Origin of the sequence: Pedobacter sp. JY14-1 (genome assembly GCF_029269825.1) — a bacterium.
Classification (GTDB): domain Bacteria; phylum Bacteroidota; class Bacteroidia; order Sphingobacteriales; family Sphingobacteriaceae; genus Pedobacter.
In genome coordinates this window covers 38,710-52,068 of record NZ_JARJHU010000001.1, presented here as the reverse complement: position 1 = coordinate 52,068, position 13,359 = coordinate 38,710, and the positions used below count along the sequence as shown (strand labels likewise).

15 protein-coding genes are annotated in these 13,359 nt (G+C 46.0%); 8 read left to right on the top strand and 7 right to left on the bottom strand.

The annotated features are described in order from the left end of the window. The first annotated feature begins 252 nt into the window (after positions 1-252). Entirely contained in the window at positions 253-1,047 is a 795-nt protein-coding gene (locus P2W84_RS00210) for a phytanoyl-CoA dioxygenase family protein (RefSeq protein ID WP_276088075.1), read from the top strand. A gap of 206 nt (positions 1,048-1,253) precedes the next feature. On the opposite strand, the gene P2W84_RS00205 is transcribed toward P2W84_RS00210, so the two are convergent. Beyond that, complete coding sequence (locus tag P2W84_RS00205; RefSeq protein WP_276088074.1) at positions 1,254-2,900, bottom strand: hypothetical protein; 1,647 nt, start codon at positions 2,898-2,900, stop codon at positions 1,254-1,256. A gap of 221 nt (positions 2,901-3,121) precedes the next feature. Here P2W84_RS00205 and P2W84_RS00200 point away from each other — a divergent pair, with 221 nt between their 5' ends. Further along, positions 3,122-4,072 carry an Rpn family recombination-promoting nuclease/putative transposase gene (locus tag P2W84_RS00200; RefSeq protein ID WP_276088073.1) on the top strand — a complete coding sequence of 317 codons (951 nt, stop codon included), beginning with the start codon at positions 3,122-3,124 and terminating at the stop codon, positions 4,070-4,072. 696 nt (positions 4,073-4,768) lie between these two features. Continuing rightward, entirely contained in the window at positions 4,769-5,611 is an 843-nt protein-coding gene (locus tag P2W84_RS00195; protein ID WP_276088072.1) for a hypothetical protein, read from the top strand. 214 nt (positions 5,612-5,825) lie between these two features. Here the strand turns inward: P2W84_RS00195 and P2W84_RS00190 are convergent, their stop codons facing one another. From P2W84_RS00190 to umuD, 6 genes are all read right to left on the bottom strand, one after another. Then, complete coding sequence (locus P2W84_RS00190) at positions 5,826-6,749, bottom strand: transporter (protein WP_276088071.1); 924 nt, start codon at positions 6,747-6,749, stop codon at positions 5,826-5,828. A 10-nt stretch (positions 6,750-6,759) separates the two neighbouring features. Then, positions 6,760-7,806 carry a cytochrome c peroxidase gene (locus tag P2W84_RS00185; RefSeq protein WP_276088070.1) on the bottom strand — a complete coding sequence of 349 codons (1,047 nt, stop codon included), beginning with the start codon at positions 7,804-7,806 and terminating at the stop codon, positions 6,760-6,762. Between the two features lie 3 nt (positions 7,807-7,809). Continuing rightward, positions 7,810-8,658 carry an MbnP family protein gene (locus P2W84_RS00180; RefSeq protein WP_276088069.1) on the bottom strand — a complete coding sequence of 283 codons (849 nt, stop codon included), beginning with the start codon at positions 8,656-8,658 and terminating at the stop codon, positions 7,810-7,812. A gap of 100 nt (positions 8,659-8,758) precedes the next feature. Then, on the bottom strand, positions 8,759-9,142 hold the full coding sequence (locus P2W84_RS00175; RefSeq protein WP_276088068.1) for a hypothetical protein: 384 nt from the start codon (positions 9,140-9,142) through the stop codon (positions 8,759-8,761). Positions 9,143-9,197: 55 nt separating this feature from the next. Next, positions 9,198-9,521 carry a hypothetical protein gene (locus tag P2W84_RS00170; RefSeq protein WP_276088067.1) on the bottom strand — a complete coding sequence of 108 codons (324 nt, stop codon included), beginning with the start codon at positions 9,519-9,521 and terminating at the stop codon, positions 9,198-9,200. Between the two features lie 43 nt (positions 9,522-9,564). Continuing rightward, positions 9,565-10,041 (bottom strand): translesion error-prone DNA polymerase V autoproteolytic subunit, encoded by a 477-nt coding sequence (gene umuD, locus P2W84_RS00165; protein ID WP_276088066.1) that lies wholly within the window; start codon positions 10,039-10,041, stop codon positions 9,565-9,567. Positions 10,042-10,207: 166 nt separating this feature from the next. On the opposite strand from umuD, the gene P2W84_RS00160 reads away from it, so the two are divergent. From P2W84_RS00160 to arsB, 5 genes are all read left to right on the top strand, one after another. Then, the gene (locus P2W84_RS00160; RefSeq protein WP_276088065.1) at positions 10,208-10,789 is read left to right on the top strand and encodes an RNA polymerase sigma-70 factor; all 582 of its coding nucleotides are present in this window, start codon (positions 10,208-10,210) and stop codon (positions 10,787-10,789) included. A gap of 80 nt (positions 10,790-10,869) precedes the next feature. After that, on the top strand, positions 10,870-11,202 hold the full coding sequence (locus P2W84_RS00155) for a metalloregulator ArsR/SmtB family transcription factor (protein WP_276088064.1): 333 nt from the start codon (positions 10,870-10,872) through the stop codon (positions 11,200-11,202). Positions 11,203-11,248: 46 nt separating this feature from the next. Beyond that, positions 11,249-11,764, top strand: coding sequence for a DUF6428 family protein (locus P2W84_RS00150; protein WP_276088063.1), 516 nt, complete (start codon positions 11,249-11,251; stop codon positions 11,762-11,764). Positions 11,765-11,782: 18 nt separating this feature from the next. Beyond that, the gene (locus tag P2W84_RS00145; protein ID WP_276088062.1) at positions 11,783-12,199 is read left to right on the top strand and encodes an arsenate reductase ArsC; all 417 of its coding nucleotides are present in this window, start codon (positions 11,783-11,785) and stop codon (positions 12,197-12,199) included. Next, complete coding sequence (gene arsB / locus P2W84_RS00140) at positions 12,200-13,258, top strand: ACR3 family arsenite efflux transporter (RefSeq protein ID WP_276088061.1); 1,059 nt, start codon at positions 12,200-12,202, stop codon at positions 13,256-13,258. Positions 13,259-13,359 lie beyond the last annotated feature (101 nt).

Sequence of the window (13,359 nt, the reverse complement as noted above, 5' to 3'; positions counted from 1 at the left end):
TAGCAGGTTTTTTGTGCGAATATCGCTAAAGGTCGTTCGTTTTCGGACGTTAGGTGTGCGAAGCCGGACAGCCGGCTTGTGTGTAATTGAATCCCAGGGCGGGATCGCCGGAGAAGCTTTGCAGGAATAAGAAAATCGGTATATTTGAGTATGAGAATGACTGTGATGTTATAATATAAGTTTCAAGTCTATAAGGCTGATGTCCCCGAAGGGACACTGAATCGTTATGTCTGAACTTTTATATTAAACATTATGCTCAATAGTAATCGCTTAAATACTCAACAAATACAATCATTTATTACAGACGGTTTTGTCTGCATTGATCACGCTTTTCCTGCTGATCTGGCTGCCGAAGCAAGAGAAATCCTTTGGAAGGATATTCCTGCAGATCCGAATGACCCGGCAACCTGGACCAAACCGGTAGTCTGGCTGGGGATGTATGCCCAGGAGCCCTTTGTCAGGGCTGCCAATACCAGCATCCTTCACAACGCATTTGATCAACTGGTCGGGAAAGATAATTGGATTCCGTGCAGGAGCATGGGTGCGTTTCCCGTTCGTTTTCCGTCGGAGACGGATGCCGGTGATACCGGCTGGCATGTGGATGCGGGATTTCCGGGCGCTGATCCCAGCGACTTTTTCTCTTACAGGATTAACGTGCATTCAAAAGGCAGGGCATTGCTCATGTTGTTCCTGTTTTCAGATGTGAGCGAACGGGATGCGCCGACCAGAATTCTGAAAGGTTCACACCTGGATGTTGCCCGAATGCTGAAACCTCATGGTGAAGAGGGGTTGTCTTTTATGGAACTGGCGACGAAGCTGGCTGATTTGCCGGAGCGAGAGGAGGTGCTGGCCACCGGAACGGCGGGGACCGTTTATCTGTGTCATCCGTTTCTGGTTCATGCTGCGCAAGGGCATCGCGGGAAGGAGCCTAAGTTTATGGCGCAGCCGCCGTTGTTTCCTTCGGGGAGTTTCGCGGTTGAAAGCAATGTGGCTAATGTTGATTATAGCCCGGTAAAAGAGGCGATCAGATTGGAGTTAGGGGATTGATGGGGGAAGCGGAGAGGAAGGCGATATAATTTTTTTTAAATGTTAGTATACTAAAGCACGCCGGATTTAGTTCATATACCAAGAGAGCGTTAATTTAGATAGCGGGGAATGGTCGGATTGATCATTCTCCGCTTTTTTTTGTGTTGTGGGGCGTTGAGGGGATTGCTTCGAAAGCTGCGCATTCTCGCAATGACGCGTAGGGGTATTTATTGATCTGACATTTTCAGGATGAGTTTCTGGCCTTCAGGTTTGATGCGGTAGATTGCCCCGTTTGCTGGCTTTTCAAGTGAACCTTTAGTTACGTTAAGTTGATAGCTATGCCCGTCGAACAGGTAATTTACCTGGTTATTTTCAATATTGTTCACTGTTGTCTTTGCGTTAGCTTCCACATTAAGGTCCAAAAACCAGTTGCTGTTCTGCTGGCCTTTGCCGACGATGGTCATCATTTTTTCCCGGAGGATGATGGAGAAGTTTCCGTTGCCGGTGGGCCAGGAGATTTCGACTTTGTCCTTTCCTGAATTTTTGAAAGTTGCTTTACCACCGTTCAGGGGCTTATCTGTTCCATCAGCTGAGGTCATCAGTTTCAAGCCTGCTGTGTTTGCTGTAGTGCCCCAGTTGAACCCGTCGACTACCGGAAGAGTGTAGAAAAAGCTCTGATTGATGGTCGTCACCGCCTTCATGTATTTATCTGGTATGGTTTCGTTGAAGAAATGGATGTCCCGGATGGTCATGTTGCCGTTTTTCCAGAACAGGTTGATCCTGTAATAGCGGCTGTTGTACCAGATGGTTTGTGCGTCACTGTCGCCAAGGTCCTTAGTTACTGTGAAAGAAGTTGCCGGAGTGACCTTATAGGTTTTTTTGAACCATTCTCCTGATTCGGACATCGTTTCGACACGGACTTTAGCTTCCTGTCTGAGTTTGGCAATGATCGGCATTTGTATCTCCAACCCTTTGTGCATGTTTTCCCAGGTAAATGAATTCTCCTGGCCAGCCTGTGTGTAGTTGAATCCCAGGGCGGGATCGCTGGAGAAGCTTTGCAGGAACCAGTTGATCCATTGCTCGTTGCCGCCCGCCTTCGGATACACGGGTTCCAGGGTGATTACCGACCTGCCGTCTGCATATTGTCTGACCGGGTCGCTGCCCAGCATTCTGAATACCGGAACCGGCAGCTGTTTTCCGGCTTTTTGAGCGGGCATGTAGGCATTGATCCGGCTTGGATAGTAGGCCTGGTTCCAGTATCCGCCCCAAAGTGTAAAACCGTCTGTACCTACCTGATCCTTGCAATTTGCGGAGGCCACAATTTTATATTTATCGTACATATAGGCCAGTGAGTGGCCGTCAATTACCCAGGAGGCTACGGATTTCGGGTAATGACCGAATATATTCCTGAAATCTGCGAAATAGGTGTCGATTATCTTTTCCCTTTCCTGAGGGGTATAGCCTACGGAAAAGCCAATATCCGAATGCCAGTCCCAGGAATATTTACCACGCCATTTGATGCCTGCTTTTTCAATCAGCTGTTGCGGCAGCTCCCACCAGGCCCCGATCTCAAATTTACTTTTATCCAGCGTTTTGAGTAATTCCTGGTAACGGGGATCGATCAAAGCATCGTACTGCAATAGAAAGGTACCGCCCAACTGGTATTTATTCATCAGGTCGATTTGCTTTACCACGGTTTGGTAGAGTACATCCTTAGTGACATGGGCTTCCCGTGGTTCAATGTCGCGTATGAAATTGACGATATTGACAATTCTGGGTTCTTTATCGGCTGATTTCTTCTGCGCGGGACAGATTGCCGGGAACAAGAATGTGAATATTAATGCAGCGTATTGAAGGATGGAGTTGGGTTTCATGATATTTGGTAAGGTGGGCAAAATGCATTTTTTAGTGTTGGCGTGCAACCTGCACTATCCTGCGGGATTAAATGTATTGTGATGAAGCGGAAGATTAGGGCTGCCATTGGGTTGGTGAATTGGAATGACATCCGCATAGATCAAATAATTTATAGTTGTTTCGAAAATTCCGAATACTTTATCCTGTACCAATTCCGGTACGATTAAAATATTCAGAATTTATGGTCAATCAGCCAGTAACGACAACGTTTATTGACCCGTTTGTGGACTTTGCGTTCAAACGGATTTTTGCGTCGGAAGAGAGTAAGCCAATGCTTATAGGATTATTGAATCAACTGCTTGAGGGCAGGAAACACATTGTCAGTATTGAGTATAACAAAAATGAGCACCCAGGAGAAATTGACGAAGAGGGCGGAGCCATTTTCGATGTGTTTTGTACGGATGCCGACGGTAGCAGTTTTATTATTGAGATCCAGCGGGGCTACCAGGAAAATATCGAGGATCGCGCCATGTTTTATGTGTCCAGGGCTGCAAGTGAACAAAGTCCTAAGGGAAACAGGAGGAAGTGGGGCTATCGCTTGACAGATATTTACCTGATCGCCTTCCTGGAGGACTTCAGGATGCCGAAAGGAGAACCATATGAGTATATCCAGGACATTTCATGGGCACATCGCAGTAGTGGTAAAATATTTTCTGACCGTATGAATATGATATTCATTGAGATGCTTAACTTTGTTAAGAAGCCGGAGGAACTGGTATCGGATTTGGATAAGTGGTTGTATGCATTGAAGCATCTGACGGAGTTCGAAACCAGACCTGACTATTTGAACGGCCCGGAATTTGAACAATTATTTAACCTCGCAAAGTATACGAATATGAATAAGGAGGAGCGAAGCCTGTACAACAGGCGCCTGAAATACAAGTGGGACAATGCGAATGTGATGGACTACGCAGTGAAGACTGCGAGGAGGGAAGCAATGGAGCAAGGATTGCAGCAAGGATTGCAAGAGGGAATGCAGCAGGGAATTGCGCGAGGATTGCAACAGGGACTAAATGAAGGGTTACAGAAAAAAGCGGTTGAAATGGCACGCCAGATGTTGCTTGGAGGGGAGCCGCTGGACAAAATTGAAAGATATACCGGGCTTTCGATACCAGAGATCGAGGCGTTATAAATTTTTTTACATTTTGATATACTAAAATGCGCCGGATTTAGTTTATACATCGAGAGAGCGTTAAATTTAGATGGCGGGGAATGGTCGGATTGATCATTCTCCGCTTTTTTTATGTCTTGCATTGAATGTTTTTACGTTGTGTAATTTGATATGTTGTGAAGGAGATTGCTTCGAAAGCTGTGCATTCTCGCAATGACGGGTTAAGAGCAATGAGATTGCTTTGAAAGCTGCATTCTCGCAATGACGGGTTAGGGAATGCCGGAAAAAGATTTCCTAATTTGTCTATCAGGCTGAACATCTATTACTGTAAATATTTCCCAATTTGTGAAGTTTTAGGACAAATTATGAAAAAACTTGAATCTGCACCGGCCTGGCTTGACGAACCCCTGTATAGTGAAGCACTTAAATTCAATGACAGTGAAGAGTATTTTGTGGTCGGGAAATAGATAAGATTACTTAAGGGATCTTTTAATATTTCCTAATTTGTTTAAAATTAGGAAATATTAGGAAGTGCGTTTAATGTTCAGCTTGTGTGTAATCCACTGCACAATTTCCGAAATCTACATACTGGTCAATTACTTACCTTCAATTCAGCTGGATTAAATCGTCAATTGTCTTATTTTTGTAGCCAAAGTAGTGGCTGACGGCAGGAAGATCTTAACCATTCCATTTTAACACAGTTTTCTCCATTGATCAATGAAAACATTTACTCTCTTCGCTAGTATCATGCTTCTGGGTTCAGTATGTTATAGTCAAAATATTAAAGCTCTGATCCAGCGTGGAGATTCGCTTACAAATTCGGGAGACTTTAAGTCCGCGGCGATTTTTTATAAAAAGCTGGTAGGTGATATTTTAGAAAACCGTGTTCGGGTTAATGAAGATGAGTGGAAAACTGTCTTATATAAATCAGCTCCTGTAATCTCAAGAGTTGACGGTTATACTGCAGCCAGACCATATTCAAATATGGCGTTTGGAGGAAATGGTGAGAAAATAAACGAAAAGATTAATTTTATTAAAGACTTTGGTGCGAAGTTCTTATTTGTTTATAGACCATGGGAGCCCGGATCTCCCGAATCTTATGTCTTAGGCGGATGTTCGAGTCACATTGAAAAATACTTGTTTTGGTATGGAAAGAACAAATGGTATGTTCAATTATTCAACGAATGTAACACTTATAAGCCGATTGGATTTGAGAATGATAGTCTGAAAATTTTATTCGAATCATACTTGAATGAACTGGTAAACGGCAACATTTTAGAATTGAAATCGCTTCGGCCAAGTCATGATGAGAACTATACGTTTGAGTTTTTTACTCAGCAACAGCGAGTTGTAAAGCATTTTTTTAAGACTGATATCCGTGATATTAAAGAAGGTAGTGTTGATTACAAAAGACTAAAAGAGACCAATTCCCTTGGCATTTTTAATAACAATAAAAATAGCAAATTAAAAGATCTTCAGCATCTGGCTTCTTCGTTGGTTAAAAAATATATAGATACATTGAATTCAGCTGTCGAAAGGAAAAAGGTCGGGACTTTATAGCTCATTTCGAAGCCAGGATGAATCCGAGTTGGAGGGATTAATGAGGAGAATTGTTCATGGTGATTTGGGCAAGGGATCTCTCCTGCGTCGAGATGACGGGATTAGTGAGGTGACGGTTTAGATGGCGGGGAATGATCAATCCGATCATTCCCCGCTTTTTTTTGTCTTATGACGGTTGCTTTGGATTTACATAATCCTGCCGCTACACGCGCATCTAAAATGGTAATGAGACATGAACCATCAATCTGTTTCCTGCTTTTGCTCTACCTCCGGCAAGATCCTGTGACCGCACATTCTGGTAATTGGCACCCATAGATAATCCTTTCATGCCGATCTCTAATCCCGCTACCGCAGAAAGTGAATGGCCTCCGGAAACCGCTACGTCATATTTACTATCTTCTACATCTTTCACGGCTGTCTCGTACAACACGCCAACATTGGGAGCTACCGTAATTCTTTGCGCGATCCTGAACTTGTGATAGAGGAGAACGTTGGATGTGAATTTATTGCCATAGCGGTAACCGTGTTTGTTTTCGGTGTTGATCTTGTAGTTGAGGTTTGCGTTCAGGCCAAGGTCATTCCAGCGGATGTCATAAGCCGCGTTTACCGTGAAATCCGTACTTGCTGTTCCAAGCTGAAAGTTGTTTGGCGATTCGGATACTGCCAGGCGTTCCGATGGTTCGTACTTTCCCGTCGGCGCTTTGATGCCGGCACCTACCCAGAGAGACTGGACGAGCAGTCGCTCAGCCGCAGTTCCCATATTGTCGAACAATTTGTAATAGCCCATAATTGCGATGTCTCCCAGGCCGTCTTTATGCCCGGTGCCATTCTGGTTGACACGGCGATTGAAATTATAAGGTAAAAAAGCAAGTATCCTAAAATGGGTTCCTAAGTTTACACCGCCCCAGAGTTCTGCACTCTGGTAGGTTTCATCCGTAGTCAGTGGTGTAGATTCCCCCATTGGACCCAAGTGGGTCCGGAGCGTTTTGTACTGGTATCTCAAACCCAAAAACCGTTTATTGTATTCAGGGAGAATTCCTAAATAATAACTGCCTGCACCACATCCGCAAATGTCGCAGGCTTTGCTTGCGGTTACGATAAAAATGCTCAGTAATAGAGCTATAATCAATTTTTTCATTCTTTCACTTTTACTCTTCTGCCAGTAAAGGATTGTTGATAAACTCAGTGTCATTCAACGTATTGAGGAAAGCCATCAGCTGGCGGCGCGTTTCCATAGAAAGCGAAATGCCCAGGCCTCCGTTCTGTTGCAATAGCGGATCCAGATTGGGTGTGGCCTGTACCTGTTGGTGATAGTGGTCGAATACCGCGTTCAACGTCAGAAACCTCCCGTCATGCATGTAAGGAGCGGTATACTGCAGGTTGCGCAACGAGGGCACTTTGAACTTGTATTTGTCCGATGCCTGTAACGTAGTTGTGTAAAGGCCTTTGTCGTCAATCGGACTGACCGCCAAACCATTGTTACGGAAGGAACCGTCTGTAAACAAGGGTTCCCTGTGGCAACTGGCGCATTTATCCCGGAACAGCAGGTAGCCTGCCATTTCATCATCCGTAAAAGTCTGGCCACCTTCTTTACGCATCACTTTATCATATTTCGAATTGCTGCTGACGCACATCAGCATGAACTGGGACAGGGCCTTCATAAACCTGGCTGTTGTGATCTCTTCTGATCCGAATGCGCTTTTAAACAGCCCGGTGTATTTGCGCATGGCGCGGAGCTTGGTCAATACGTTTTCCAGCTTTTCGTCCATCTCTTCATGGTTAGTAATAGGGGCGATGGGCTGCAAGTCAAGATCAAACACACCGCCGCCCCACATAAAGGCTTTATTCCAGGCCAGGTTCATGATCGGAGGAGAATTGCGCGTACCCAGGCGGTCATCTATCCCATGGCTGACATCATGCCCATGCTGGGTGAATGCCGAAGACTGGATATGACAGGAAGCGCAGGTGACCGTGTTATTTCGCGATAGCCGGGGCTCGTTAAACAGCGCCTTGCCCAGCGCAAAGCCCTCCCTGGTCACCGGGTTATTGGCGAAATTGTATTCCGGCTCAGGAAAATTGGCTGGTTTTATAAAACCCAGCCAATTTTCTACTTTTTCCTTAACCGGATTGTCTTTCTTACAGGCAAGAATAAACAGCCCGAGAAACAACAATACGGTCCAATGTTTTCCAGTCATGGTCTAGTTTTCTGTGTGGTCGTGTTTGAACAGTTCCATGAAGTTTGCGGCAATCCTGGATGTAAACTCGTCGAACATCACATTTGGCTTTTCAGCGATCTTAAAGCTGTTTTTGCCGTTGAAGACTTTCATTACATCTACAAAGAGGTGAATGTTACTCTGGCGGTCTTTTCTGACTTTTGCGATCCCTCCTGTGCGGAGATCGACCGTAATGACCTTGATGTTATTTAGGGTCGGTGCGCTGTAGCCGCCAAAAAAGCCGATATGGTATTTGAATTGCTTTTTACCCGTAGGATCGCCCGCAGAGTTGTCTGAGATCACATTGGAATTGCCTTCAAACTTAAAAAAGATATAGCCGCTGTTCCAGCCCCAGTACATCCCACTATCATCGTGCCCCGCGGCAGGGTCCAGTACCCCGGTTCGCTTATCGACCGGCATGGTGCTGCGCAAGCTGTCCACACCCAATATGAAGGTCAGACTTGTATAATCTCCTTCTGGCACTTTTACTTTGGCAAAGCGTGTCGCTTTGTCGTCGCCCTTGATCAGGAAATAGCTGCTGTCGGGATTGACAGTATAGCTTTTGCCCTGAGCAGTGGTTACCTTAATATTGCTGATAAAATACTGGAGTTTCGATATGGTGAAAGGCTCACCGGCCGCATTGATGTATGGGTTGGCTGTGTTGTTGAAAGTCAAAGTCCGATCGCCAACGATGTTGTCAAACTCCACGGAAAGCGGAGCGAGATTGGTTTCCTGGAATTCGGGAGTAATATCTTCTTTCTTTGAGCAGGAAGTAAGGGTAAGTATAGCGCAAATCACCACGAGTACTCTCGGGTTGTTAAGTATTGTTTTCATTATGTATTCTAAGGATTACAGATTTTCTAACTAATGTAAATTCACAGGCATGACACGGCGATCCCCTTGATGGGAATTACCAGACCGGCATGCACTTTAATTAAGAAAACTGTGGGGCAGGGGGTGGATGCGGGATTTCAACGCTGACCTGCGGTAAGCAGAAAGTAAGCACCGGGAAGCGCTGTTTTTTCGATTCCACTTTGAAAAAACTTACCGTCAACGGCGCTGTCACGACAAAGATGTCCTGAGCGCCCTTCTTCTGGTTGGCCTGTTCCTGCTTCTTTTCTTTTTCCTCCGCGTCCTTCAGCTTTTTCATCAGGTAACACTTACCGTTGCAATGCATCTCAGGCTTATCCCTGTTTTCGCATAATGCAGCCGCAATGTATTTCTGATTGACCACGAATTCCGCATAAACAAAAAACCGTGATAAGTTGGTACTTATCAATGCTATAAATAAAGTAATGGCAATACAGCGGTTGATCATTCACAGGCAAAGGTAAAGGATAACCTTCACATTTGCACTTTAATTCTGCATCAGATCAGAGTGCGATGCGGTAGGTGGGTTGCGGCAGGTGTTCAGCGATGGGTGAGGTATGGCTGCCGAAGCTGATGTGGAGCCTGCAGTTGTCGGCGGGCATGATGTCGAAGTGATAGGTGACCTCGGGATCGCCGAATTCGGTGACGAGCTGGGTCATGTATTGCTGAAAATGTTGCATAAAGAAGGCTACGTCACATCCTTTGTGCAGATGGACCTCGAAGGAATTTCGTGATTGCTCTTCGGTGTAGGCAGCCTGCCAGAAGCGGCGTTCCATGACGCGCATTACGATCGCAGAAAATAGTGGTCTTTTGATGTTGATCTTCATATTTAGTTCTTTTAGCAGTGAAATGGGAGTGCTGTTCAATGGTTTACAGGTTTCGGAACCGGGAATCGATACGGTTGATGCGGGCGTGGTTTCGCCTGCGCTGGTCAAGTATGGTGTGGGGGACTACGCCCCAGATCTCAAAGTGCGTGCTTTCCGTACGCTCGATCGGTTTGAAATACTGGTTGTCGGGCATCAGGTATTCCTTGCCGCTGACGGTGTAGTAGCAGCGCAGAATGAATTCATTGTCGAGGACGCCGACCACGATATCGCCGTGGCTGGGGGTGAGGGAGCGGTCCACTACCAGCAGGTCATCGGGGAAAATGCCGGAGCCGATCATGCATTCGCCCTTGACGCGGGCAAAGAATGTAGCATCGGGATACCTGGTTACGTAATCGTTGACGTCGATCCGTGCTTCCTTATTATCCACCGCAGGGCTTTCAGAACCAGCGTGGATTGCCTCGTCGTACAGCGGCGCAAGGGTTGGCGCTGTGCCCTTCCTATACAGCTCTAACTCTTTCATAAAAAACTAAAATTAGGTTGCTACAAATATGCTAATACTATTGGTAATATAGCAACATAATACTAATAAATTTAGTTTACATTTTTTTTGAATGGAATTTGAGGGTTTAGTGACTAATGCTGTTTTTTACTTACTTTAGTATTGAGGGCAAAAAATTCATTAAGATATGGCAGTTACTTACAGCGCACATACTGACGAGGAATTGATGGTGCTTTTAAAAGAAGGCGATGCTATGGCGTTTGAAGCGATTTATCAGCGCTATCATAGCCTGCTGTATATTTACGCCCATAAGAAATTGCATAATAAAGAGGAGTCTCAGGACATTATCCAGGATGTGCTGCTAACAGTCTGGAACAAGCGGTTTGAAAACTCCTTTGATTCCCTGAAATCTTATTTGTTTACGGCTGTCCGCAACCGCGCGCTTGATCTGTTTTCGCGCAGAAAGGTAGAAGAGAAGTATATGTCTTCCCTGCAAAGCTTCATTGATATTTCTAATGAATCTGCCGATTTTCTGGTCCGGGAAAGGGACCTGTCGTCACTTATCGAAAGGGAGATCGAGGCCTTGCCACCGAAGATGCGGGAGATTTTCCAATTGAGCCGGAAGGAGAAACTTACGCATAAGGAGATCGCAGAGGTGCTGAACATTTCTGAGCATACTGTAGCTACGCAGATGAAGCGGGCACTGAAAGTTTTGAGGCTGCGGCTGGGACTGGTGGTTTGGATTGCAATGCTCCTGTTTTATAAGTAAGGTATTGTTTGAACATTTTTTCTTCGTTTTATTTTATTCTATAGTTTTATTATCGTAATATTGCGATATAATAATTCAGCATGGGCGCGTCTAAGACAGACTTATTTACCAGGGAGCAGAACGACATGGCGGCGATGGCCAAGGCTTTGGCGCATCCTGCCCGTATCGCCATTTTGCAATACCTGGTCAAAAAGAACGTCTGCGTTACCGGCACACTGGTAGAAGAACTGGGGTTGGCGCAGGCCACTACTTCTCAGCACCTGAAGGAACTGAAGACGGCTGGCATCATCCAGGGAACGATTGAGGGAACCAGTGTGTGTTATTGCATTGATCCAAAGGTCTGGAAGCAGTACAAGGCATTGTTCAGTGCGTTCTTTGGAGATATACAGATCGCTGAAGGAAACTGTTGTTAAAAAAATTTGAAATGGTTAATCGTAATATTACAATAAAGCAGTTGATATGGAAACACTAACATGGCAGGCATTCAAGGATGCCCTGATATCCGGTAAGGAACTGAACCTGCAGTTCCAGTACGCAGAAAATAAATGGGCAGATCCGGCCTTTCACATTACGGAGATCAAGCAGGCTCCGATTACCTCGGTAGATTGCGGCGGCGTAATGAATTCGTGGACAGAGGTAATTGTACAGGTGTGGGAATCAGGCACAGAACAGCAGGAAAGGTCTATGACAGCCAGCAAGGCGCTTTCCATCATTGAAACGGTGGAGAAGGCGCTTCCGCTGCACCCTAAAGCCATTTTGAAGATCGAATATGGCAATGCCGGATTTGATACCCGCCAGATGCTGCCAAAGGCCATCACTGTAGCAGGCAGCAACCTGATCGTTGACCTGCGCCCGGATACGGTGCAATGCAAAGCTACTGAACGTGGTGGCGACTGCGGCACCAAGCCGAAGATCCAGCTTAAGAACCTGGCGGTAATTAATGAATGTTCACCAGCCAGCGGATGCTGCAGTTAAACCAGCCTGACAACAGCTATGAAGAAGATTTTAGTATTGTGCACCGGTAACAGTTGCAGGAGCCAGATCGCTGAAGGTTACCTGAGGCATTTCGCCGGCGATAAAGCCGAAGTATATAGTGCAGGCGTAGAAACACATGGCGTAAACCCACGTGCCATTGCGACCATGAAAGAAGACGGTATCGATATTTCCGGCCATACTTCCAACAATATGGATGAATACCGCGATATCGATTTTGATTTCGTGATCACTGTTTGCGATAATGCGAAAGAGCGCTGCCCGTTCTTTCCGTCCAAGGCAAAGAAGTTCCATCACAATTTCCCAGATCCGGCAAAGGCTGCAGGCAGGGAGGATGAGATCATGGCCCAATTCCGTGACGTACGGGAACAGATCAAAGCCTACAGTGAAGACTTTATTAAACAAAATATTGATTAGATGAGCGCAAACCATTGTAACCCGGCATCAGGCCGTAAAAGACTGGGATTTTTAGACAGGTACCTGACCTTATGGATCTTCCTTGCGATGGCCCTCGGTGTGGCGCTGGGTTACTTTGTGCCATCTTCCGCCACCTGGATCAACAGTTACAGCAGCGGAACCACTAATGTTCCGCTGGCTGCAGGACTGATCCTGATGATGTACCCGCCGCTGGCCAAGGTACGGTATGAGCATATAGGCAAGGTATTCCGAAACATAAAAGTGCTCAGTACCTCACTTGTACTGAACTGGGTCATCGGGCCGGTGCTCATGTTTGGGCTGGCCTTGTTGTTCCTGAAAGATTATCCGGAGTACATGACGGGTCTCATCCTGATCGGGCTTGCGCGCTGTATCGCCATGGTAATTGTCTGGAATGAGCTGGCCGAAGGCAACCGGGAGTACGCGGCGGGACTTGTGGCGCTCAACAGCATTTTCCAGGTACTGCTGTACAGCGTATATGCGTATTTGTTCATTACTGTACTGCCGCCGATGTTTGGCGTTCAAGGCCTTTCCGTAGCTGTCTCGATTGCCGAGATCGCCAAAAGTGTCGGCATTTACCTGGGCATTCCCTTTCTGGCCGGGTTGCTGAGCAGGTATGCCTTAATTGCCAGCAAAGGTGAAGACTGGTACCAGCAAAAGTTTATTCCCTTCATTTCACCCATTACCCTGATTGCACTGCTCTTCACCATCGTGGTCATGTTCTCGTTAAAAGGTGAACTGATCGTTCAGCTTCCACTGGATGTAATCCGCATCGCTGTGCCGCTGGTCATTTACTTCGCCCTCATGTTTGTGGTCAGTTTCATTGCCGGGAAGAAAGCCGGGGCCGATTATTCTCAAAGCACCGCTATTGCCTTTACAGCAGCAGGAAATAATTTTGAGCTAGCAATAGCCGTTGCCATTGGCGTATTCGGCATCAACAGCGGTCAGGCATTCGTAGGTGTGATTGGCCCCCTGGTTGAAGTTCCGGCATTGATTGCACTGGTGAACCTGGCGTTCTGGTTTAGAAAGCGGTTTGATTGACTGAACATCTCATTCGAAAAATGCAATTCGGGGGACACTGTCCCCTGAAACTATAGGCAAAAAATATTTTTTTAATCCTTGTACCCATACCGGGTACCCTT